We start from the raw sequence: 22,064 nt of genomic DNA, 5'->3' as shown, positions 1-22,064 counted from the left end.
ACGTGCGTGGGCCCTCAAGTCACGGCTGCCGGAGCTTCGCTCACGCGTTGCCCGGTACCGGCGGGGCGTGCCCGTCCCGGAGGCTGGTCCCGGGAGCGAGCCGCTGGACGGCGTCCTCCATGTGCGCCTCGAGAAGGCTCAGCGCCGTTTCCTCGTCCCCGTCGCGAAGCGCCTGGATGAGCTTCGTGTGTTCCTCCACGCGTTCCTCGACCCGCTGGTAGGTGCTCTGCAGCGCGGTGAGGCACATCCGCGTCTCGATGAGGAGGGTCCGGGCCATCCGGACGAGCCGCTTGCTGCCGGAAGCGTTGATGAGGGCCTCGTGGAACCTGAGGTCCGCGGTGGAAAGCGCGTTCGGGTCGTCTTCGCTTGCTGCGGTGGCCATTGCCGCGACGGTGTGCTCGAGGACGTCGGCGATCCGGTCGCGGTCCCCACCGCGCAGGGCGCGGAGCATGGCGGCGCGTTCGATGGCCGAACGAGCGGCGTAGATGTCGTAGACATCGCCGGGCTCGAGGTCGATGACGAACAGCCCGCGGTGCCGCTCACTGCGGAGGAGGCCTTCGGAAACCAGATGCTGCATCGCCTCCCGGAGCGGCCCCCGCGACACCTGGAACCGGGACGCCAGCTCGGTCTCGCCGAGCTGGGTCCCGGGCGGGAGGGCACCGGTCATGATCGCGTCGCGCAGTTGACGTGCGATCACTGCGGCCGTCGACTCGCGGCTGACCGGCTCGATCTCGGGCAGCATGCCGGGCGGGAGGGCCATGTCAGGCGCTCCCGCCCGGCAGGTGCCGGAAGAGCGCGCCGAGCGAGCGGACGAGCCGGTGCTGCCCGGTCAGGCGCAAGCCCTCCCACACCGTGACCTGGTTGGCGGTCAGCACGGGCTTCTTCAGCGCGGCTTCGATGGCGTTGATTTCGCCGAGGGTGCGCATGGCGGTGTCCGGCACGAGGACGGCGTCGGCGTCCGGGTGGTCGTGGCGCACGGCGAGTTCGACGACGGCCTCCGGTGGCATGGCGCCGACTTCGGCGGCGGTGATGATGTCGGCGCTGGCCATCGCGACGACCTCGACCCCGCCGGCCTTGAGGAAGTCCACGAACAGCCGGGCGATGTCGTCCGGGTAGCTGGCGGCGACGGCGACCCGCTTGACGTCCAGGGCGCGCGCGGCGTGCACGAACGCGAAGGAGGTGCTGGAGGCCGGGACCCCGGCGACGGCGGCGAGGCGGTCGGCCTGGTCCCGCGCGCCGTCCCAGCCGTAGACGAAGCTGCCGCTGGTGCAGGCCCAGACGACCGCGTCCGGCTCGTGCTTCTTGAGCAGGGCGGCACCGTCGGCGAGTCTGCTCTCGCTGCCGAGGTCGAGCAGCTCGGCGACCGCGTGCTTGTCGGTGCCGTAGATGTGCTCGACCGCGAGCCGGATGTCGCCCTCGTCGGCGGCCGCGCCGCCGAGCAGCTGCTCGGCCAGCGGGTAGTCGTCTTCGGCCGCGTGGTCGGGGTAGATGAAACCGATGGTGGTCACGGATCCTCCGGGAGGGACGCAAATTGTCGACAATCCTAGAGGGCTGGTCAAGGAAAACCTTCACGACACGTCACGAAGCCACTTCCCAGGTCCGACGATGGGGAGGTTCATCCGGCGCAGGCACGCCCACATGGTCAGCTGGTTGGCCGTCAGCACCGGCTTGCCGAGCGCGGCTTCCAGCGGCTCGATCAGGTCGTACGTGGGGAGGTTGGTGCAGCTGACGAAGATCGCTTCGGCTTCGCCGTGGTCGGCGGCGAGGATGCGCTCGGCGATGGTGCGGTAGCTGACCTTCCAGATGCCGCCGCCCAGGCCGAGGTGGTCGCTGGCGACGGTCTCGACGTTCAGCTCGGCGAGGAAGTCGTGCAGGGCGCGGGTCAGGTCGGCGTCGTACGGCGTCAGCACCGAGACGCGGTGGAGGTCGAGCTGGTGCAGCACCTCGGCCAGCGCGCCCGAGGTGGTGACGGCGTCCGGCGCGCCGGCGTCGCAGATCGCCTTGGTCAGCGAACGCTCGTAGTCGACGCCGTTGACGAAGCTGCCCGACGTGCAGAGGTAGGCGACGACCTCGGGCTCGACGTGCAGCACGTCGCGGGTCGCGCTGGCCAGGTGGTGGCTGTCGCTGACGAGGCGGGCCATCTCCATGCTGACCGGCACCGGCTCGTAGGGCGTGCGGGCGAGGTGGAGGGACACCTCCATCGGCACCCAGCGCCAGAGCTCGCGCTCCAGCGCGAGGTCGAAGGGCGCGATCACCCCGATGCCGCGTTGCGCCAGCGGGCCGTCGAACGCCAGGAAGTCGAAATCCAAGGCTCAGCCTCCGGAATACGTCTGCACTTGATGACACGTCCGGTGCTCCGGGGGTCGTTCCTCGGATTGTTGACAATCATACGAGCCGCTTTTACCGTGTCAACGTGATCGCCTCGGAAAACCAGGAAGCTCCGGTCCTGGCAGTGCTCTGTGGCGAGCACCGCCCACCGGACATGCGTGCTGTCGAATCCGGGGCGGTCGTGCGTTACACGGACGCGGCCGGCCTGGCCGAAGCGCTGTCCGGAGCCGACGCGCTCTTCGTCTACGACTTCCTCTCCACGGCCGTGCCCGGCGCCTGGCACGCGGCCGGCCGTCTGCGCTGGCTGCACATCGCGAGCGCGGGCGTCGACCCGGTGCTGTTCCCTGGCCTGGTGGAGAGCGACGTCGTCCTGACCAACTCGCGGGGCGTCTTCGACGACGCCATCGCGGAGTACGTGCTGGGCGTCGTCCTGGCCTTCGCGAAGGACTTCGCGCGGTCGCACGACCTGCAGCGCGAGGGTCGCTGGCTGCACCGCGAGAGCGAGCGGATCGCCGGGCGCGAGGTGGTGGTCGTCGGCACCGGGCCGATCGGCCGGGCCATCGCGCGGCTGCTGCGCGCGGCCGGGATGCGGGTGCGCGGCGCCGGGCGTCGCGAGCGTACGGGCGATCCCGACTTCGGCGTCGTGCACGAGTCCTCGCGGCTCGCGGAGTTCCTGCCGCACGCCGACTACGTCGTCGCCGTCGCGCCGCTGACCGAGCACACCAAGGGCATGTTCGACGCGCGCGCGTTCGCCGCGATGAAACCGTCGGCGCGGTTCGTGAACGTCGGCCGCGGCGAGCTGGTCGTCACGTCCGACCTGGTCGCGGCGCTCGAAAGCAAGACCATCGCCGGCGCCGCGCTCGACGTGTTCGACACCGAGCCGCTGCCGCCGGACAGTCCGCTGTGGAGCATGCCGGACGTGCTGGTCTCGCCGCACATGTCCGGCGACTTCGTCGGCTGGCGGAACACGCTCGTCGAGGTGTTCACCGAAAACTTCCGCCGCTGGCGGGCTGGGGAGCCGCTGCGCAATGTCGTCGACAAGACGCTCGGCTACGTGCCGTCGGGGAACCAGGGAGCCGGATGAACGACAGGATGCTGACCGCCAGCGAGCTCGTCGCCGCCTACGCGACCGGTGAGCTGTCACCGATCGAGGCGACGCAGAACGCGCTGCAGGCCATCGAAGCCCGCGACGGCGACTGCAACGCGTACTGCCTCGTCGACGCCGACCGCGCGCTGGAGCAGGCCAAGGCGTCGGAGGTCCGCTGGCGCGACGGCAACCCGATCGGCTGGCTCGACGGCGTGCCGTCCTCGATCAAGGACATGTTCCTGACCCAGGGGTGGCCGACCGTCCGGGGCTCGAAGAGCATCAGCCCGGACCAGCCGTGGGACGTCGACAGTCCGGTCGCCGCGCGGATGCGCGAGGCCGGGCTGGTCCTGCTCGGCAAGACGACCACGCCCGAGATCGCGTGGAAGGGCGTCACCGACAGCCCGCTGTGCGGCATCACGCGCAACCCCGCCGACCCGTCGAAGACGGCGGGTGGGTCGAGCGGCGGCAGCGCCGCGGCCGTCGCGGCGGGGATGGGCGAGCTGTCCGTCGGCACCGACGGCGGCGGCTCGGTGCGGATCCCGGCGTCGTTCTGCGGGATCGTCGGGATGAAGCCGACGCACGGCCGCATCCCGCTCTTCCCGGCGAGCCCGTTCGGCCCGCTCTCGCACGCCGGCCCGATGGCGCGATCGGTGGACGACACCGCGCTGCTGCTGGACGTCCTGTCGCTGCCCGACCATCGCGACCCGGCCGCGCTGGCGCCGCCGGTGGCGTCGTTCCGCGAGGCCGTCCGGCGGGACGTGCGCGGCCTGATCGCGGCGTTCTCGCCGACGCTCGGGTACGTCGACGTCGACCCGGAGGTGGCCGAGATCGTCGCCGCGGCAGTGCGCGCGCTGGGTGACGCGGGCCTGCACATCGAGGAGACAGACCCCGGGTTCGCCGACCCGAAGCCGGCGTTCGACATCCTGTGGTCGTCGGGCGCGGCGAAGCTGCTCGACACGTTCCCGCCGGGGTCCGCGGAGCGGACGGACCCCGGCCTGCGCAAGGTCTGGGAGCTCGGCGAGAAGTGGAGCGCGAGCGACTACCTCGACGCGACCGCCGAGCGCGCCGCGCTGGGCATCCTGATGGGCGAGTTCCACACGCGGTACGACGTGCTGATCACGCCGACCGTCCCGATCCCGGCGTTCGAAGCGGGACACGACGTGCCGCCGGGCAGCGGGCTGAGCGAGTGGCCGGAGTGGACGCCGTTCACGTACCCGTTCAACATGACCCAGCAGCCGGCGATCAGCGTCCCGGCCGGCCGCACTTCGGCGGGCTTGCCGGTCGGTCTGCAGATCGTCGGGCCGCGGCATTCGGACGACCTCGTGCTGGCGGTGGCGAAGCTCCTGGAGGAAGTCCGGCCCTGGGCGCCGGCCTGACCACACGTGAGGGTGAAAACCCGTGCCGGGGCGGCGAAGGCTGTGCCACTGTCGGCCGGGTGAACGCTGAAGGCTGGCGGTACGAGCGCGTCATCCCGACCGTCGACCCGGCGGGCGAGCCGATCCGGGTGGTGGTGGGCCTGATCGACCAGGGCGACCGGCTGACGGCGGCCCTCCGGGTGGACGACGGCAAAGCGGCGCTGGTCCCCCTGGAGACCGGCGGCGAACTGCTGAAGGTGCTGCGGGAAACGCTGGAGAGCTGGTGGCGCCTGGAGGGGCACCGCGACCTCACGCCGGAACCCGCGCGAGCCGCTGAACCGTGATTCCCGGATGGGTCGCGCCGGTGGTCGCGTCCCTTCAGCCGATGCCGCACTCGGTGAGTTTTCGGCGCCCGGCTTCCGTCGCGCGCAACGCGCGTCCGCCGGGGCGGCGACGCAGCCACCCGTCCTCGAGCAACGCCGTCAGCAACGTGGTTCCCAAGCCACCCGCGAAGTGAACGGTTCCGTGCGACCAGTCGAGGCACGCGCGAACCGGTGGTCCGGAGCCGCGTAGTCCCGTGATCCCGAGCGCCGCCAGCAGCGGGTGGTCGAAGGTGCGCACCACGCCGGTCTCGCCGGGGGCCAGCTCGTCGACCACGCCGTCCTTCCGCAGCAGCGCCGCCAGGTCGATCCCCAGCTGTCCGGCCAGGTGCCCGTAGCACGCCCGGGCCGGCAGCAACGGCCCCGACGGCGGGTCGGGCTGGAGCCGGGACGGCAGGCGAGGCGGAGTGAGCGCCGCCAGTGCTTCCACGAGCTGGGCGACCTCCGGTCCCGCGAGGCGGTGCAACCGTTGGCGGCCCGCGTCGGTCGCGATCACCAAGCCCGCGTCGCACAGCCGGCGCAAGTGGGTGCTCGCCGTGGAGGGTGCGACGCCGGCGGCCGTGGCCAGTGCCCGCGCGGAATGCGCGTTGCCGTCCATCAGCTGCAGGAGCATCGCCGCCCGGGCCGGTTCGCCGATCGCCTGCGCGACCACGGCGATGTCGGGCTCGGCGAGCATGCCGGGAGCCTAACCGTTCGCTCCGGATCGAAGCGTTTCTGTGGCACCCTGCGCCCATGACCAGCGATCGCTACTTCGAGGACTACGTGCCCGGCGTCACCCACGACTGCGGCAGCGTCGAGGTGACCGAGGCCGACATCCTCGACTTCGCCCGCCGCTACGATCCGCAGAGCTTCCACGTCGACGCCGTCGCCGCGGCGGGCGGGCCCTTCGGCGGGCTGATCGCCAGCGGCTGGCACACCGCGAGCCTGATGATGCGGCTCTACGCCGACCACTACCTGTCCGAGGTGTCCAGCCTGGGCAGTCCGGGTGTCGACGAGCTTCGCTGGCCGCGGCCGGTGCGGCCGGGCTCGGTGCTCCGGCTGCGGGCCACCGTCGCCGAGGCCCGCCTTTCGCGGTCGAAGCCGGATCGAGGGCTGGTGCGCACGCGCGTCGAACTCGTCGACGGCGGGAACGACGTCGTCTTCAGCGCGAGCCTGCTGAATCTCATCCTGGTGCGCCCGGGCTGACCGGCGCGCGGCGGACCAGCCCGCGGATCTGCGGGTTGACCAGGACGACCGCGGTCGCGCCGACGACCAGCGCCGCGGCGCCGAGCAGCGTCGCCGACCGGCCGGCGTGCTCGGCCAGCGGGCCCGCGGCGATCTGGCCGAGCGGCATCGCGATGAACGAGCCCAGCATGTCGTAGGAGTAGACGCGGGCGAGCTTCTCCGGCGGCACGTTCTCCTGCAGCGAGACGTCCCACGCCACCGCGAACTGTTCGATCGCGACGCCCGAGAGGAACATCGCGAACAGCAGCGGCAGCAGGTACGGCGTCTGGCCGAGCGCGAGCATCGGCAGGGCGTCGACCATGACGAGCGCGACGCCGATCAACAGCATCCGCCGGGGTTGCCAACGCGCGGCGAGGACGCCGCCGAGGAGCGACCCGGCGGTCTGGACCGCCAGCGCGAGGCCCCAGCCGGTGCGGCCGAACGTGTCGTCGGCGACCAGCGGCCCGATCACCAGCAGAGCGCCCGCGTTCACGGCGTTGACGATCATGAACTGCAGGACCACCAGCCACACCCACGACCGCGCGCGGAACTCCCGCCAGCCCTCGGCGAGCTCGGCGAGCGGGCGGCTGCCGGGGATCCGTTCGCCGCGCGGCAGGTGGATGCGGCGGTAGGAGACGGCGGCCGCGAGGAACAGGACGGCGTTCCCGGCGAGCGCCCACCCGGAGCCGGTGAAGGCGACGAGGACGCCGGCGAGGCCCGCGCCGGCGATCCGGCCGGCGTTGGAGAGCAGCCGGACCAGCGCGTTCGCCTGGGCGAGCAGCGGTGCGGGCACGGTCAACGGCGTGAGCGACGCGGCGGCGGGCAGCGAGATGGCCGAGACGGCGCCGTTGACCAGGCTGAGCCCGACCAGCAGCGGGACCGAGGCGAATCCACAGAGGACGCTGGCGGCAATGGCGGCCTGGGTGAGCGCGGCGGCGGTCTCGGTGCCCTGCAGGATTACCGACCGCGGCAACCGGTCGGCGAGCATCCCGCCGAAGAGCACGAGCAGCACGTTGGCGATCGACCGTGCCCCGACGACGATCCCGAGGTCCACGGCCGAACCGGTCAGATCGACGACGGCGAAGGCCAGCGCGAAGGGAGCAACGGCGTTGGCGAAGTCGGCGAAGGTCCGCCCGGTGACGAGCGCGCGGAACCGGGGTTCGCGAAGCGGGGCGAGAAGCAGGGAGGTCATGGCAGCGGCTCCGGAGAGGTGGGGGCGATCGAGAGGGGAGCGGCTTCGGCGAAGAAGGTGCGTCCAGAACGCGAGTTCCGGCACCAAGGCGCGCTCACGGGGACTCGGGCTGACCGGGCTCTGCCAGTTCGAACAGCGCCACACTCGCGCTGACTCGGACCGTCCCCGGGGTTCGCGGTGGCTGGGCCGCGGCGTGCAACTCCCCGCTCAGCTCCGACGCCTGCTTCAGCACCCGCGCCCACACTGCCGGGTCCACCCACAGCTCCGCGTCCGTCAACGATGCCCGCCGGCCGTGGGCTCGCTGCGATGCCCGCCGGAGCAGCTCGCCCGCTATAGCCTTGGCCAGCAGCCGTTCCGCGGCCGGTGAACGGGTGGTCAAGCGGCGGCCCGAGTCCGGGTCGTGGCGGTAGCGCTTCGCGCGGCCGCCGCGGATCGTCACCTCCTCCGCCACCTCCAGCAGGCCCGCTTCGTGCAGCCGGCGCACGTGGTAGCTGATGTTCGCCTGCGTGTCGCCCAGCTCGCGCGCCGCTTCGGCCGCGCTCAGGGCCGTTCCCGTCAGCAGCGACAGGATCCGCATGCGGAGCGGGTGCGCCAGCACTCGCAGGTTGTCGTGGGGCATGACGTCAGTCTGGCACGACCGTTAAAGAGTTATTTGGGGGTTGTGTCGGCCGGGCTCCCGAGGGCGTCGCTTAGAGCACGTACGTGGTGCCGTCCGGCGGTAGCAGCGCGCCGGCGGCCAGCACCGCGGCGTGCTCCGGCGACGCCGGGTCCAGCACCGGGTTCGTGTTGTTGAGGTGCGTGAACGCCCAGCGCCGCCCGGCGATCCGCGGCAGGCTCGCCGTGATCGGCAGGTGGCCCATCGCGAGCTGGTCCGGTCCGCCGACTCCCGCCATCTCGTCCGGCGCGTAGAAGGTTCCGTCGAGCAGGACCAGCGACGCACCGTCCACAAAGGAATCCAACCCGGGAGGCCAGCTCTTCAGGCACGGCGCGTAGACCAGGACGCCGCCGGTCGCCAGGTCCGTGATCCGGTAGGCGACCACCCACGGCCCGTCCCCTGCAGCCGCGTACTTGGGCTTCTTCTCGCTCACCGGCAGCACGTCGACGCGCAGCCCGGGCAAGTCCGTGAGTGACGTCCAGCCGCCGTAGCCGTCGGCTATCGAACGGAACGGAGACAGCGCGCGCAGCACGGCGTCCGGTGCCCGCACCGGGAGCCCGCCGGCCTCGCGCAGCATCAGCAACCCCAGCGTGTGGTCGAGTTCGGCGTCGGTGAGCAGCACCCCGCGCAGCGGGATCTGCCGCGGCCCCGGCCCGGCCCAAAGCGCCGGGGTCCCGAGGATCTGGGCGCGGATGTCCGGCGAGCAGTTGAGCAGGTACCAGCCGGCGCCGTCCGCGCTGATCGCGACGCAGTCCTGCGAGCGCGGCGGCAACCCGGCCGTGCACAGCCGGCACGCGCAGTTCCACTGTGGACACCCACCGCCCGCCGCGGTGCCGAGCAGGATCACCTTCACCGGCGCATGACCAGGTCGGCAGCCGGTGGCCGGGACAGTGCCAGGTCGACCAGCGAACGCTGTGAAGACCGCGAACACACCGGGTCGGTCGCGGCCGCGTCGCCGGTGAGCAGGAACGCCTGGCAGCGGCAGCCGCCGAAGTCGAGCCCGCGGCGGTCGCACGTGCGGCACGGTTCGGACATCCAGTCTTCGCCGCGGTAGGCGTTGAACGACTCGGACCGGTACCAGATGTCGGCCAACGGCGTGTCCCGCACGGAGGAAAGCCGCAGCGTCGAGATCGCCGAGGCCGCCGGGCACGGCAGCACCGTCCCGTCCGGCGCGATGGTCAGCTGCCGCGCGCCCCACCCGTACATGCACGGCTTCGGGTACGGCTCGTAGTAGTCGGCGACGACGTAGACGATCTCCATCGTGCCCCGCAACCGCGAAACCGCCGCCCGCACAACCGGTTCCGCCGCGGCGAGCTGCTCGGGAGTCGGCATCAGCGCCGACCGGTTGCGCAACGCCCAGCCGTAGTACTGCGTGTTCGCCAGCTCGAGGCGGTCCGCGCCCATCCGCTCGGCCAGTTCGATGATCCCGGCCAGCTGGTCGTGGTTGCGGCGGTGCAGTACCACGTTCAGCGACAGCGGCAGCCCGGACGACTTCACCAAGGCAGCCGCGGCGAGCTTGTGGTCGAACGCCTTCGCGCCGGCCAGCAGATCGGACCGCTCCCGCGTCGCGCCCTGCGCCGACAGCTGGACGTGCGCCAGCCCCCGCGAGACGAGGTCGTCGAGCCGGGCCGCCGTGAGCCCGAGCCCGGAGGTGACAAGGTTGACATAGCACCCGAGCGAACTCGCGTGCGCCACCAGTTCCGGCAGGTCCGGGCGGGCCAGCGGCTCGCCGCCGGACATGTGCACCTGCAGCACGCCCAGCTCGCGCGCTTGCGAGAGCACCGAAATCCAGTCCGCGGTGGACAGTTCGGCTTCCCGGGAAACCAGCTCCACCGGGTTCGAACAGTACGGACAGTGCAGCGGGCAGCGGTGGGTCAGCTCGACCAGCAGTCCGAGCGGCGGTTTCACGTCCACGCGACGACCCGCCGTTCGCCCAGCCGGGCCAGCACGTCGAGGACGTCCTGTTCCCGGACCCCGGTGAAGCGGCTGCCCAACGCCGAGGCGATGTCGGTGACGCTCCGGACGCCGTCGCACAGTTCGAGCACCGCCGCCGCGGTGGTGTTCGGGACCAGCACGCCCTCCGGGAACAGCAGCACGTGCGTCTCCCGGACGTGGTCGAAGGACAATCGGACACCGCGCCGGAGCCGCGGGACCGATCCCACGGTGATCACCGCGCCGCCCGTTCGATCGCGTCGAGCATCGACCACAGGACGTCGCACTTGAACGACAGCGCGGCGATCGCGCGATCCTGCTGCTCGCGCGTGACGCAGTGGCGGACCACGATGTCGAGCGTGTCCTTGCCCTCGCCGGAGACCTTGTCGATGCGGTTGGTGAAGTACGCGAGGTCCTCGGGCGCGATCCACGAGTAGTGCGCGAGCATGTCCGCGACGCGCTGCTGCATCAGGTGCCCGGCGAACATCTCGGTGAGCCCGGACGCGACGGCCTCCCACCACGGCTTCGTCCGCGCGAACGTCACGTAGGCGTCGACGGCGAACCGGACCCCGGGAGCGACGTGCCGCTCGTCGAGCACCTCGTCGCGGTCCAGGCCGACCGCCTCGCACAGCCGCAGCCACCGCTCGATCCCGCCGGCGCCGGCGTGCGGGCCGTCGTGGTAGACGATCCGGTCGAGCCACTGGCGCCGGATGTCCGGCAGCGGGCAGTTGCTCATGATCGCCGCGTCCTTCTGCGGCAGCTGGCACTGGTAGTACCAGCGGTTGGCCGCCCAGATCCGCAGCCCGTGCGCGTCGAGCTCGCCCGCGTGCAGCCGGTGGTGGAACGGGTGCGTGCCCCAGTAGCGGGCGGAAAGAGCGCGCAGGGCCGCGATGAATGCGCTTTCCGCGAGCGGCTCGACGGGCACCGGTCAGTCCGCCATGCGGGCCGCGTAGGCGGTGACCTCCATGGGGGTTTCGTACTCGACGAAGTCGGGAGTCGTCCACACCTCAACGGATTCGGTCATTTCCTGCTCCTCTCCGGGACTGATCGCCGCCACCCTAGGAGCGGGCGGACGCGACTGACCAGCCAGTTCGGAAAGATTCCTTCCGATGGGGGAGCGGACGTGTCGGTGAGCGGGTTATTTTACCGCAGCTTCGAGTTCCACCAAGGCTGTGTCGAGGTGTGTCAGGATCCGCTGCAGGTGCGGCACGCTGCGGCGGCACCCGGTGACGCCGAAGTCGAGGTGGTCGCCGTTGCTGGTCAGCGTGATGTTGACGGCCTGGCCGTCGAGCAGCACCGACGCCGGGTAGATGCCGTCGAGCTGCGCGCCGTTCCAGTACATCTGCTTGCGCGGCCCCGGCACGTTCGAGATCACCAGGTTGAACGGCGGCCGCGTGTTGTTGACGACGCCCGGGATCGGCGAGACGCCGAGCTGCGCGACGTTAACGGCCGATAACAACAGCGTCTGCAACGGCGTCAGCTCCGAGAACAGCCGCTTGCCGTTGCGCATCGACTGGTGGATCGTCACGAGCCGCTTGCCCGCGTCCGGCAGGTCGGTGGCCAGGTTGCACAGCAGCGCGCCGATGTTGTTGCCCGCCGCTTCACCCGGGTCGTTCTGCCGCCGCAGCGACACCGGCACCATCGCGATCAGCGGCGCGTCCGGCAGCGCGCGCTGCTCGATGAGGTAGTCCCGCAGCGCGCCCGAGCACATCGCGAGCACGACGTCGTTGCGCGACACCCCGGCCGCCGTCGCCACCTGCCGGACGCGGTCGAGCGACCACGACTGCGCCGCGAACCGCCGCGCACCGCCGATCGGCACGTTCAGCATCGTGCGCGGTGCCTGTCCGGGCAGCGTTAACGTGTGTTCACCGAACGCTTCGCGCGCGACCTTCATCGCGGCCGGCGCCAGGCTCGCGAGCTGGTTGGCGGTCTTGCTCGCCGTCTGCAGGAACGACCGGGGCCGCTTGACGCGGCCTTCGCCCGGCTTCCGCCGGCTGCCCCACCACGGCGGGCAATCCAGGGCCGCGGGGTCGTCCGACAGCGTGCCCTGCAGCTGGCGCAGTGCCGAGACGCCGTCCATCAGCGCGTGGTGGACCTTGGTGTAGACGGCGAACCGGCCGTCGGCGAGGCCCTCGATGAGGTGCGTCTCCCACAGCGGGCGGTGCCGGTCGAGCAGGGTGCTGTGCCAGCGGGACGTGAGTTCCAGCAGCTCGCGGATGCGCCCCGGCTGCGGCAGCGCGGAGTGCCGGAAGTGGTAGTCGAGCTCGAGGTCGGTCTCCGCGCGCCAGGCCACGTGCCCCATCGTGTTCACGGGGCGAGCCGGGCGGCGCCGGAACACCGAGCGCATGTTGTCCGATTCGAGCAGGTTCTTGCGGATGTCCCGCAGGTACTCCGGCCCGGCGCCGTCGGGTTTCTTGAACAGCTGCAGGCCGCCCACGTGCATCGGATGCTCGCGCGTTTCGACGAGGAGGAACATCGAGTCGGTCACGGGCATCATCGCCATGGGACATCACCTTCCGCACTCGGCACGCCGACTCTACGCGCTCGGCGGCCGCCGGTGGATCACGTTCTACATTGGCGAGTATGACCGTCGCCGGCGCCCGGGAAACGTCGTTGCCACCGATGGCCGAGTGCGTCGTGATCGGGGGTGGGGTGATCGGCGTGAGCTGCGCGTTCCGCTTGGCGGAAGCCGGCGTCGACGTCCTGCTCCTGGAACGCGGCGGGCTGGGCGGAGGCTCGACGGCGAAGGCCGCGGGCGGCATCCGGTCGTCGTTCACCAGCCGCGTGAACGTCGAGCTGGGACTGCGCGGGCTCGCCGGGTACAGCGCTTTCTCCGAGCGGTTCGGCACGGAGATCGACTTCCGCCGCGACGGCTACCTGTACCTGCTCACCGACCCGGCGGACGTGAGCGCAATCGGACAGTGCGCGGAGCTGCAGCGCGAGTACGGCGTCCGCAGCCACCTGCTGGAGCCCGCGGAAGCGCGCGAGGTGCTGCCGATGCTCGAAACGGACGGGATCGTCGCCGCGCTCTGGTCTCCGGACGACGCGAAGGCGACACCGGACGCCGTCGTGCAGGGCTACGCGAGAGCCGCGCGGGCGTGCGGGGCGACGCTGCGCACCGGCGTCGAAGTCACCGGGATCGAGCGCGACGGCGACACGTTAGCGGGCGTTAACACGACGGCGGGGTTCGTCCGGACCGGCGCGGTCGTGTGCGCGGCGGGCGCGTGGTCCGGCCGGATCGGGGAGCTGGCCGGACTGGACCTCCCGGTGCGGCCGTTCCGGCGGCAGGTCGTCTTCACCGGGCCGGTGCCCGGGCTGCCGGAGCGGGTCCCGCTGACCATCGAGCTGCCGTCGGCGTTCTACTTCCACCGCGAAGGCGCGGGGCTGGCGATGTCGTTCTGCGAGGACGACGGCTTCCCGGGGTTCGACACCCACTACGAAGCGGGCGAGTGGCTGCCGCGGCTGGCCGAGCTCGCCGGCCGCCGGATCCCGGCCGTGCTCGACGCCGGCGTCCGGACGGCCTGGGCCGGCTTGTACGAAATGACGCCGGACCGCAACCAGATCATCGGGGAAAGCGTCCTGTTGTCACGGTTCTTCTACGCGACCGGATTCTCGGGCCACGGCTTCCAGATGGCGCCGGCGACCGGTGAGCTGATCCGGGACCTCTACCTGGGCAGACCGACGGCGTTGGACATCGCCGAGCTGGACGTCCGGCGCTTCGGCCGCGCCGATACCGCACCGGTCGAGCGCCACATCGTCTAGGGGCTGATTGCCAGATCGTTCAACGATCTGGCAGTATCCGCGCCGTGGCTGTGAGTGGTGCTCGGGAGCTGGTGGACGCGCTCGAAGGGCTGGGGACGGAGATCGTTTTCGGCCTCCCGGGAGTGCACAACCTGCCGTTGTGGGAGGCGCTCGCCGAGACCCGCATCAAACTCGTCGGCGTCCGCCACGAACAGACCGCGGGTTACGCCGCCGACGGCTACGCGCGCGCGACCGGCAAGCTCGGCGTCGCCCTCGTCACCACCGGGCCGGGCGCCGCGAACACCCTCGGCGCGGTCGGCGAGGCCATGGCCTCCGCGGCCCCGGTGCTGGTCATCGCGACCGACATCCCGTCCACGCTGCGGCGGCCCGGCGTCGTCCGCGGCGTGCTGCACGAGACGTCCGACCAGCAGGCGATGTTCGCGCCGGTGACCAAGGGCGGCTTCACCGTGCGGGCCGCCGACCAGATCGGCACCACCGTGCACCGCGCCGCCCGGCTCGCGCTGCAGCCGCAGAGCGGTCCCGTCTACCTCGGCGTGCCCACCGACTACCTGCGCGAGACGGTGCCGCACCGGCGCCCGCCCGCGCCGCACCGCAAACCCGACGGCGACGTCCCCGACCTCGCGCGCGCCGAAGCGTTGTTGTCCGACGCGGAGCACCCGCTGATCTGGGCGGGCGGCGGCGCGCTGCGGTCCGGGGCGGGCGACGCCATCGGCGCGCTCGCCGAGAAGATCGCCGCGCCGGTCATCACGACCTTCGGCGCCCGCGGCCTGCTCCCGCTCGACCACCCGTGCCTCGCCCCGAACCCGGTGCACACGCCGGAGGTCGGCGAGCTGTGGGACGAGGCCGACGTCGTGCTCGCCATCGGCACCGACTTCGACGGCCTGATGACGCAGAACTGGCGGATGCCGAAGCCGCGCAAGCTGATCGCGGTCAACGTCGACGCCGACGACGCCGCGAAGAACTACCAGCCCGACTTGACGCTCGTCGGCGACGCGCGCGGGATCGTCGAGCGGCTGCTGCCGAAGGAACGGCCGGGTTTGGACGACATCACCCTGCGGCTGGCCGGTATCGGCCGCCGGGTGCGCCAGCGGATCCGCGAGGAGGAACCGCAGGCCTACGACTTCCTGTCCACTTTGGACGAGGTGCTGCCGACGGACGCGGTGCTGGTGTCCGACATGTGCGTCGCCGGGTACTGGGTCGGCGGGTTCCACCGGGTGCGGGCGCCGCGCAAGCTCGCCTACCCGATGGGCTGGGGCACCCTCGGCTACGGCTTCCCGGCGTCGCTCGGCGCTGCCGCGGCGGGTCTCGGGCGAGCCATCTGCATCACCGGTGACGGCGGATTCCTTTACGGCTGCGGCGATCTGGCGACGCTCGCGCAGGAACAGCTGCCGGTCACGGTCGTCCTCGTCGACGACGGCGGGTACGGGATGCTGCGCTACGACCAGGACCGCTCGGGTCTCGCGCGGCGCGGAGTCGACTGGGACAGCCCGGACTTCGTCGGTCTCGCGCGGTCCTTCGGCGTGCACGCGGACCGGGTGTCCGGGTTCGGCCGGGCGTTCCGGCGGCTGCTCGGCGAGTTCGTCGAGTCGGAGGAGCCGAACGTCCTGGTCGTCAAGGCCAGGCTGAAGCCGCCGCTCAACACGTCGCCGCGGTGGTACCGGACATGAGGATCGGCGTCGACATCGGCGGCACGTTCACCGACGTCTGCGCGGTGGACGAACGCGGGATCGTCGCCGTCGGCAAGGTCCTGACCACGCACGACGAGCCGGCCCGGGCGGTCGAAGAGGGCCTGGCCGCGCTGCTCACCGATTTCGGCGCCGTCGAGCAGGTCGTGCACGGGACGACGCTGGTAACGAACGCGCTGATCGAGCGCAAGGGCTCGCGGACCGCGCTGCTCGCGACGGCGGGCTTCCGGGACGTCCTCGAGATGCGGCGCGAACACCGGTACGAGCTGTACGACCTGCACCTCGAACTGCCCGCGCCGCTCGTGCCCCGGCACCTGCGGTTCGACGTCCCGGAGCGGATCCTCGCCGACGGGTCCGTCCACACCGGACTCGACGAGGACTTCGTCGCGAAGCTCGGCCGGGAACTGGCCGCACGCGGGATCGAGGCGGTCGCCGTCTGCTTCCTGCACGCGTTCACGAATCCGGCGCACGAACGGCGGGTGGCGGAGATCCTCGCCGAGGTGGCGCCGTCGCTCAGGGTGGCGTTGTCCTCCGACGTCGTCCCCGAAATCCGCGAGTTCGAACGCGCGTCGACGACCGTCGCCAATGTATACGTCCAGGACCTCACCGAGCGCTACCTGCGCGACCTCGAAGACCGCTTGCGCCGGCTGGGGATCGGCCGCGCGCCGCACATCATGCTGTCCAACGGCGGACTGGCCACGGTGGACACCGCGGCGCGGCACCCGATCCGCATCCTCGAGTCCGGCCCGGCGGGCGGGGCGCTGGCGGCCGCGTCGATCGGGCCGGCCGACCTGCTCGCGTTCGACATGGGCGGCACGACGGCGAAGCTGTGCCTGATCGCCGACGGTGCGCCGCTCGTGACGCACCAGTTCGAAGTGGACCGCAAGTACCGGCTGCTGCCCGGCTCCGGGCTGCCGGTGCAGGTGCCGGTCACCGACATGATCGAGATCGGCGTCGGCGGCGGGTCGATCGCCCGGATCGACGCGCTGGGCCTGCTGACCGTCGGTCCCGACTCGGCCGGGTCCGAGCCCGGCCCGGTCTGCTACGGCCGCGGTGGCACGGAACCCGCGGTGACCGACGCCGACCTCGTGCTCGGCTACCTCGACCCGGGCTACTTCCTGGGCGGCGCGATGCGCCTGGATGCCACCGCTGCGCGAGCGGTGCTCCGCGAAAAGATCGCCGATCCGCTCGGGGTGAGCGTCGAGGAGGCCGCCTGGGGCATCCACACCAGCGTCAACGAGGACATGGCCAACGCCGCCCGGGTGCACGCCGTCGAGCGCGGCCACGACCCGGCGAAGCTGCCGATGTACACCTTCGGCGGCGCCGGCCCGGTGCACGGCGTCGGGGTCGCGCGCGCTCTCGGTGCACCGTCGGTCGTCGCGCCACCCGCCGCGGGCGTGCTCAGCGCGGCCGGGTTCCTCACCGCGCCGCTGGCGTTCGACTTCGTGCGGTCGGCCCGCGCGGCCGTGCACGACCTGGAGTGGGAACAGGTCGACGCGCTGTTCGCCGAGATGGAAGCCGAGGGCGCGGCCCTGCTCGCGAAGTCCGGAGTGGACGAGGTGACGCACCGGCGCGTCGCCGAGCTGCGCTACGCCGGGCAGGGCTACGAGATCCGCGTTCCGGTCCACGACGGTCCGTGGCCCGGAACGCTGATCGAAGACTTCACCCGCACCTACCGCGCGCTCTACCGGCGATCGGGGCCGGAAGTCGGCGTCGAGGTGTTGAACTGGCGGGTGGTTTCGAGCGGCCCCGCACCGGACATCACGCTGCGGCTGACGGCAGAAGCGCAAGGCGGCGACGCACGCAAGGGCACCCGCAAGGCGTACTTCCCGGCGGCCGGTGGATTTGTCGACACGGCGATCTTCGACCGCTACCTCCTGACGCCGGGCGAGCGCGTCGACGGACCGGCCATCGTCGAGGAGCGCGAGTCCACTGTGGTCGTCCCGCCGGGCGCGCACTGCGTCGTCCGGGAAGACGCCGCGCTGGAGGTGACGGTGTGAGCCCCGCCGACGCAATCCTTCCCGCGGAGGCGGCATCCGGCACGGACCCCATCCTGGTCGGGTTGTTCGGCAACCGCCTGCACTCGATCCTCGCCGAGCAGCAGAACGCGCTGGTCAACACGGCCTTCTCCGCCGTCGTCCGGGAATCGCTCGACCTGGCCTGCGCGGTGTTCGACTCGCGCGGCGAGATGATCGGCCAGTCCGTCGGCGGCACGCCCGGCCACATCAACGCGATGGCCACCGGCATGCACCACTTCGTCGCCGCGTACCCGCCGGAGACCCTCGAACCCGGCGACGTCCTGCTCACCAACGACCCGTGGCAGACGGCCGGGCAGATCAACGACATCACCGTCGCGACGCCGGTGTTCCGGCGCGGCCGGCTGGTCGCGTGGTTCGCGTCCTGCTGCCACGCTCCCGACATCGGCGGCCGGCTCGTGTCCGCCGAAGCCCACGAGGTCTTCGAAGAGGGCCTGCGGCTGCCGATCCTGAAGTTCCTGCGCGCGGGCGAGGTCAACGCCGACCTGGAACGGCTGATCCGGGCCAACGTGCGGACACCGGAGGAGACCATCGGCGACCTCTACGCGCAGGTCACCGGCAACGAAGTCGGCGCGGCGAGCTTGCTGCGGCTGCTGGACGAGTTCGGCCTCGACACCCTCGACGACGTCGCCGCCGAACTCATGGACCGGTCCGAGAACGCGCTCCGCGACGCCCTGCGGAAGCTGCCGGACGGCGTCTACACCAACGAAATCGCCACCGACGGCTTCGACGACGAAGAGATCGTCCTGCGCGTGACGGCCACTGTGGACGGTGACGCGATCCACCTCGACTTCGCGGGTTCGTCACCGCAGAGCCGGCGCGGGATCAACGTCGTGCTGAACTACACGCGGGCCTACGCGTCGTTCGCCGTCAAGGCCGCGATCTCGCCGGAGGTGCCGCACAACGCCGGGTCGTTCCGGCCGGTGCGCGTCACCGCGCCCGAAGGCTCGGTGCTGAACTGCCTGCCGCCCGCGCCGGTCGCGTCCCGGCACCTCATCGGGCACTTCCTGCCGTCGCTGCTGATCGGCGCGCTGCCCGGCGCCGCGATCGCGCCGAGCGCGGACGCGCTGTGGATGACCATCTGGCGTGGCCCGGGGTTCATGCTCAACGTCTTCCAGACCGGCGGGATGGGGGCGCGCGCCGGCAAGGACGGGCTGAACACCACCGGGTTCCCGAGTGGACTGCGCTCGACGCCGACCGAGGTCATCGAGACGATGGCGCCGCTGGTCCAGCACACGCGCGAACTGCGCGTCGACTCCGGCGGCGCCGGGCGGTGGCGCGGCGGCCTCGGTCAGGTGACGACGATGGCGCTGCGCGACGGCGCATCGTGGAGCGTCAACGGGAACGTCGACCGCGTGCGCGCGGCGGCATCCGGGGTGGCCGGTGGAGCGCCCGGCGCGGCCGGCCGCTTCGGCCGGCACGACGGGCCCGACCTGCCCGCGAAGAGCCGCGTCACCCTGACGCCGGAGTCGCTCGTGGACGTCACGCTGCCGGGCGGCGGCGGGTACGGGCCGCCGCTCGAGCGGCCGGTGGCGGCGGTGCTCGCCGACGTCGTCGACGGTTACGTCTCCGTCGACGCCGCACGCGATCAATACGGTGTATCGATCCGATACGGCGGACACCCGGAAGCGCTCGTCCGGCTCCCGGAGGACTACGCCGTGGACGAAGAGCAGACAGCACGACTGAGAGCGGGGAAGTGACATGGGTCGGTTGGCCGGCAAGGTGGCGGTCGTCTTCGGCGGCGCGCGGGGCATCGGCCTCGCCACGGTGAAGGAGTTCCTCGCCGAAGGGGCGACGGTGTTCGCTTCCGACATCCGCGAGCCCGCGGAGCCCGTCGAGGGCTACCGGCACTCCATAGTGGACGCCACGGACGAGGACGCCGTGGCGGCGTTCGTCGACGGCGTGCTCGCCGAGGCCGGCCACATCGACGTGCTGTTCAACAACGTCGGGATCCACCTCGGCAAGCCGCTCGCCGACACGACACTGGCCGAGTTCGACAACATCTTCGCGCTCAACGTCCGCGCCGCCTTCCTCGGCACGCGAGCCGTGCTGCCGCACATGATCGAGCGCAAGGCCGGCAGCATCATCACGACCTCGTCCAACGGCGGTGTGATGGGCCGCCCCGGCGACCCGGTCTACAACGCCACGAAGCACGCGCTGGTCGGGCTGACGAAGTCGATCGCCGTCGCGCACGCGCACCAGGGCGTCCGCGCCAACACCGTGAACCCGGGCGCGATCGACACCGACATGCTGCGCAGCACGCTGAACTCCCCGGAGGAGTTCGAAACCAAGCAGCACCAGCTGGTCGCGAGCACCCCCGCGGCCCGCGTCGGCGAAGCCTGGGAGGTCGCGAAAGCGGTCGTGTTCCTGGCCAGCGACGAGTCACGGTTCATCAACGGCGTCGTGCTGCCGATCGACGGCGCGAAGGCCGCGGGCGCGATGCCGGGCAACCGCTACAGCCTCGACTTCGACCTCGGCGTCAGGTAGTGCCGTGTCGATCGACGCCTCGGGGCTGGAGAGCGAGCGGCACCTGCTCGAGCGCAGCGGCACGGCCGAGCGGGTCGCCGCGATCCTGCGCCAGTACATCACCGACGGCGTCTTCGCCCCCGGTGAACGGCTTTCGGAGCCGGTGATCAGCTCGGCCCTCGGCGTCTCGCGCAACACGCTGCGCGAGTCGTTCCAGCTGCTGGCCCACGAGCGGCTGGCGGTGCACGAGCTGAACCGCGGCGTGTTCGTCCGCGAACTGACCACAGAGGACATCGAGGACCTGTACGTCGTCCGCCGGGCCACCGAATGCGGGGCGCTCCGGCGGGCGGCCGAGCTGTCCACTGTGGACCTGACGCCGGTCGAACAGGCCCTGCGGGACGGCCGGACGGCGGCCGGGGCCGCGGACTGGCCCGCGGTCGGCACCGCCAGCATCCACTTCCACCAGGCGCTCGCCGACCTCGCGGGCAGCGAGCGCATCTCCGCGACCATGCGCCAGGTGCTTGCCGAAACGCGGTTGTTCTTCGTCCTCAACGAAAACACGCGCGCGTTCTACGAGCCGTTCCTCGACTACCACGAGCAGATCCTGCGCGACCTGCGGCGCGGCCGGTTCGCGGCGGCGGAAGCCGCGCTGGACCGCTACCTCCGGGACGCCGAAGCCCGGTTGCTGGCGCTCAGCACGCCTGCGACGTAAGGGACGTGGACAACGTAAGGCCTGCGGTAGGTGGTCGCGTGGTACGTCCCGCCGGGACCGGCCGACCAGCTGCGCCAGGCGATGGTGCGTACGACGACGGACACGGCGGGACCGGAGGAGCCGGCCGCGGCGGGCGGCGCCGAAGCGAGGAACACCGCGGCGACGGCGGCCAGGGTCCACGCGCGTCCTCGGAACACGGCACCAGTCAACCCCGCGGCGGCCACCGGCCGGAAAGGATTCGAGCGGGTTCAAATCCACCGCCGCGGCTGTTACCGTCGGTCGGTGTTCACGCTGCGCGTCGACGCGGAGACGGTGGCCAGGACCCGGTTCTCGCCGTCGCTCGCGGCGGAGTCCCTGGCCTGGCTGAAGCTCGCCGCCGATTCGGCGCGCCACCCCGTGTTCGGCGATCCCGGCCCGCTCGCCCGCGCCGCGCTCGCCCACCCCGACGTCGCCCTGCTGCTGGACCTGCTGCCGCGTCCCGGCGAGGTCTACACGCCCGACCTGCTGACCCCGCAGCCCGGCACGGCCGCCCGGCACCGCGACCTGTTCGACGAGCAGCTCGCACGGATCGAGGCGACGTCGCAGGACGACCTCGAGGAGCAGGTCCTCTCCCACACGAGCGCGCACTGGGGCCGGCCGCTGCCGGTCGCCGCGCGCCGGGTCGCGGAGTCGGGGACGATGCCGCGGCGCCTGGCCAACGGGCTCGCCCGGTTCTGGCGCGACGCGCTGGCCGAGGGCTGGGCCGGCCTGCAGTCCGTCCTCGACCGGGACATCACCCACCGCGCGAAGACCATCGCCGGCCACGGCGTCGGCGCGGCACTCGGCACGTTGCACCCGAGCATCGGCTGGGCGGGCGACGCGATCACCCTCGCCAAGCCGTTCGACGGCGAGGTCGACGTCGCCGGCCGGGAACTGGTCCTCGCGCCCGGGGTGCTCAGCTGGCCGGTGATCAGCGTGCAGGTCGACGTGCCGGGGCAGGTCGTGCTCGGCTACCCCGCGCACGGGATCGGGACGGGCGGGGCGCCGCCGCCGGACCGGCTCGCACCGGTGGTCGGTGCCGCCCGCGCGGCGCTCCTGGCGGATCTCGAAACGGCGCGGTCGACGGCCGAGCTCGCCACGCGGACGGGATACGCGCCGGGCACCGTCTCCTACCACCTCGGCGCGTTGCACCGCGCGGGTCTCGTCAGCCGGAGCCGGGACGGCCGGTTCGTGCTCTACCAGCGGACTCCGCAGGCCGTCGTCCTCCTCGATGGCGGTCAGTGACAGGGAAG

The 22,064-nt window shown here is 71.9% G+C and carries 23 protein-coding genes; 11 read left to right on the top strand and 12 right to left on the bottom strand.

Annotation, left to right across the window (positions count from 1 at the left end; all coding sequences use genetic code 11):
* Window positions 1-40: 40 nt before the first annotated feature.
* From ABFJ78_RS36395 to ABFJ78_RS36385, 3 genes are read right to left on the bottom strand one after another with little or no spacing between them, the layout of a single operon-like run.
* Window positions 41-760 carry a GntR family transcriptional regulator gene (locus ABFJ78_RS36395; RefSeq protein ID WP_436391870.1) on the bottom strand — a complete coding sequence of 240 codons (720 nt, stop codon included), beginning with the start codon at window positions 758-760 and terminating at the stop codon, window positions 41-43.
* A 1-nt stretch (window position 761) separates the two neighbouring features.
* Complete coding sequence (locus tag ABFJ78_RS36390; RefSeq protein ID WP_436391868.1) at window positions 762-1,508, bottom strand: maleate cis-trans isomerase family protein; 747 nt, start codon at window positions 1,506-1,508, stop codon at window positions 762-764.
* 60 nt (window positions 1,509-1,568) lie between these two features.
* Entirely contained in the window at window positions 1,569-2,309 is a 741-nt protein-coding gene (locus ABFJ78_RS36385; protein ID WP_086670377.1) for a maleate cis-trans isomerase family protein, read from the bottom strand.
* 104 nt (window positions 2,310-2,413) lie between these two features.
* On the opposite strand from ABFJ78_RS36385, the gene ABFJ78_RS36380 reads away from it, so the two are divergent.
* Genes ABFJ78_RS36380 through ABFJ78_RS36370 form a run of 3 tightly spaced genes read left to right on the top strand, consistent with a single transcriptional unit; the run spans window position 2,414 to window position 5,114 of the window.
* The gene (locus ABFJ78_RS36380) at window positions 2,414-3,412 is read left to right on the top strand and encodes a D-2-hydroxyacid dehydrogenase (protein ID WP_436391866.1); all 999 of its coding nucleotides are present in this window, start codon (window positions 2,414-2,416) and stop codon (window positions 3,410-3,412) included.
* On the top strand, window positions 3,409-4,791 hold the full coding sequence (locus ABFJ78_RS36375; protein WP_436391864.1) for an amidase: 1,383 nt from the start codon (window positions 3,409-3,411) through the stop codon (window positions 4,789-4,791). Before ABFJ78_RS36380 ends, ABFJ78_RS36375 begins: the two co-directional genes overlap by 4 nt.
* A gap of 59 nt (window positions 4,792-4,850) precedes the next feature.
* On the top strand, window positions 4,851-5,114 hold the full coding sequence (locus ABFJ78_RS36370) for a hypothetical protein (protein ID WP_436391862.1): 264 nt from the start codon (window positions 4,851-4,853) through the stop codon (window positions 5,112-5,114).
* 34 nt (window positions 5,115-5,148) lie between these two features.
* On the opposite strand, the gene ABFJ78_RS36365 is transcribed toward ABFJ78_RS36370, so the two are convergent.
* A complete protein-coding gene (locus ABFJ78_RS36365; protein WP_436391861.1) occupies window positions 5,149-5,826 on the bottom strand; it encodes an ArsR/SmtB family transcription factor in 678 nt (225 codons plus the stop codon).
* 56 nt (window positions 5,827-5,882) lie between these two features.
* On the opposite strand from ABFJ78_RS36365, the gene ABFJ78_RS36360 reads away from it, so the two are divergent.
* Entirely contained in the window at window positions 5,883-6,335 is a 453-nt protein-coding gene (locus ABFJ78_RS36360; RefSeq protein ID WP_436391860.1) for a MaoC family dehydratase, read from the top strand.
* On the opposite strand, the gene ABFJ78_RS36355 is transcribed toward ABFJ78_RS36360, so the two are convergent.
* The 8 genes from ABFJ78_RS36355 to ABFJ78_RS36320 form a co-directional block, all read right to left on the bottom strand.
* Window positions 6,313-7,545, bottom strand: a complete 1,233-nt coding sequence (locus tag ABFJ78_RS36355) for an MFS transporter (protein WP_436391858.1) — start codon at window positions 7,543-7,545, stop codon at window positions 6,313-6,315. The genes ABFJ78_RS36360 and ABFJ78_RS36355 overlap by 23 nt on opposite strands.
* 94 nt (window positions 7,546-7,639) lie before the next feature.
* On the bottom strand, window positions 7,640-8,164 hold the full coding sequence (locus ABFJ78_RS36350; RefSeq protein ID WP_436391856.1) for an ArsR/SmtB family transcription factor: 525 nt from the start codon (window positions 8,162-8,164) through the stop codon (window positions 7,640-7,642).
* Window positions 8,165-8,234: 70 nt separating this feature from the next.
* A complete protein-coding gene (pqqB, locus tag ABFJ78_RS36345) occupies window positions 8,235-9,053 on the bottom strand; it encodes a pyrroloquinoline quinone biosynthesis protein PqqB (RefSeq protein WP_436391854.1) in 819 nt (272 codons plus the stop codon).
* Window positions 9,050-10,114, bottom strand: coding sequence for a pyrroloquinoline quinone biosynthesis protein PqqE (gene pqqE / locus ABFJ78_RS36340; RefSeq protein ID WP_436391852.1), 1,065 nt, complete (start codon window positions 10,112-10,114; stop codon window positions 9,050-9,052). The genes pqqB and pqqE overlap by 4 nt, the downstream gene beginning before the upstream one ends.
* Window positions 10,105-10,371, bottom strand: coding sequence for a pyrroloquinoline quinone biosynthesis peptide chaperone PqqD (gene pqqD, locus ABFJ78_RS36335; RefSeq protein WP_436391850.1), 267 nt, complete (start codon window positions 10,369-10,371; stop codon window positions 10,105-10,107). The genes pqqE and pqqD overlap by 10 nt, the downstream gene beginning before the upstream one ends.
* Window positions 10,368-11,057 (bottom strand): pyrroloquinoline-quinone synthase PqqC, encoded by a 690-nt coding sequence (pqqC, locus tag ABFJ78_RS36330; protein ID WP_436391848.1) that lies wholly within the window; start codon window positions 11,055-11,057, stop codon window positions 10,368-10,370. Before pqqC ends, pqqD begins: the two co-directional genes overlap by 4 nt.
* A 3-nt stretch (window positions 11,058-11,060) precedes the next feature.
* Window positions 11,061-11,156 carry a pyrroloquinoline quinone precursor peptide PqqA gene (gene pqqA / locus ABFJ78_RS36325; protein WP_086670354.1) on the bottom strand — a complete coding sequence of 32 codons (96 nt, stop codon included), beginning with the start codon at window positions 11,154-11,156 and terminating at the stop codon, window positions 11,061-11,063.
* A 114-nt stretch (window positions 11,157-11,270) separates the two neighbouring features.
* A complete protein-coding gene (locus tag ABFJ78_RS36320; protein ID WP_436391846.1) occupies window positions 11,271-12,635 on the bottom strand; it encodes a WS/DGAT/MGAT family O-acyltransferase in 1,365 nt (454 codons plus the stop codon).
* 80 nt (window positions 12,636-12,715) lie between these two features.
* On the opposite strand from ABFJ78_RS36320, the gene ABFJ78_RS36315 reads away from it, so the two are divergent.
* From ABFJ78_RS36315 to ABFJ78_RS36285, 7 genes are all read left to right on the top strand, one after another.
* Window positions 12,716-13,894 (top strand): NAD(P)/FAD-dependent oxidoreductase, encoded by a 1,179-nt coding sequence (locus ABFJ78_RS36315; protein ID WP_436391844.1) that lies wholly within the window; start codon window positions 12,716-12,718, stop codon window positions 13,892-13,894.
* A gap of 44 nt (window positions 13,895-13,938) precedes the next feature.
* Window positions 13,939-15,561 carry a thiamine pyrophosphate-binding protein gene (locus tag ABFJ78_RS36310; protein ID WP_436391842.1) on the top strand — a complete coding sequence of 541 codons (1,623 nt, stop codon included), beginning with the start codon at window positions 13,939-13,941 and terminating at the stop codon, window positions 15,559-15,561.
* The gene (locus tag ABFJ78_RS36305; protein ID WP_436391840.1) at window positions 15,558-17,579 is read left to right on the top strand and encodes a hydantoinase/oxoprolinase family protein; all 2,022 of its coding nucleotides are present in this window, start codon (window positions 15,558-15,560) and stop codon (window positions 17,577-17,579) included. The genes ABFJ78_RS36310 and ABFJ78_RS36305 overlap by 4 nt, the downstream gene beginning before the upstream one ends.
* Entirely contained in the window at window positions 17,576-19,315 is a 1,740-nt protein-coding gene (locus tag ABFJ78_RS36300; RefSeq protein WP_436391838.1) for a hydantoinase B/oxoprolinase family protein, read from the top strand. The genes ABFJ78_RS36305 and ABFJ78_RS36300 overlap by 4 nt, the downstream gene beginning before the upstream one ends.
* A gap of 1 nt (window position 19,316) precedes the next feature.
* Window positions 19,317-20,102 carry an SDR family NAD(P)-dependent oxidoreductase gene (locus tag ABFJ78_RS36295; protein WP_436391836.1) on the top strand — a complete coding sequence of 262 codons (786 nt, stop codon included), beginning with the start codon at window positions 19,317-19,319 and terminating at the stop codon, window positions 20,100-20,102.
* Between the two features lie 4 nt (window positions 20,103-20,106).
* A complete protein-coding gene (locus tag ABFJ78_RS36290; protein WP_436391834.1) occupies window positions 20,107-20,793 on the top strand; it encodes a GntR family transcriptional regulator in 687 nt (228 codons plus the stop codon).
* A 282-nt stretch (window positions 20,794-21,075) separates the two neighbouring features.
* Window positions 21,076-22,056, top strand: a complete 981-nt coding sequence (locus ABFJ78_RS36285) for an ArsR/SmtB family transcription factor (protein WP_436391832.1) — start codon at window positions 21,076-21,078, stop codon at window positions 22,054-22,056.
* The last annotated feature ends 8 nt before the right edge of the window (window positions 22,057-22,064 follow it).

It is taken from the genome of Amycolatopsis sp. MEPSY49 (assembly GCF_051337345.1).
GTDB lineage: Bacteria > Actinomycetota > Actinomycetes > Mycobacteriales > Pseudonocardiaceae > Amycolatopsis.
The sequence above is the reverse complement of the archived record's forward strand: the minus strand, read 5'-3'. Positions and strand labels throughout refer to the sequence as shown.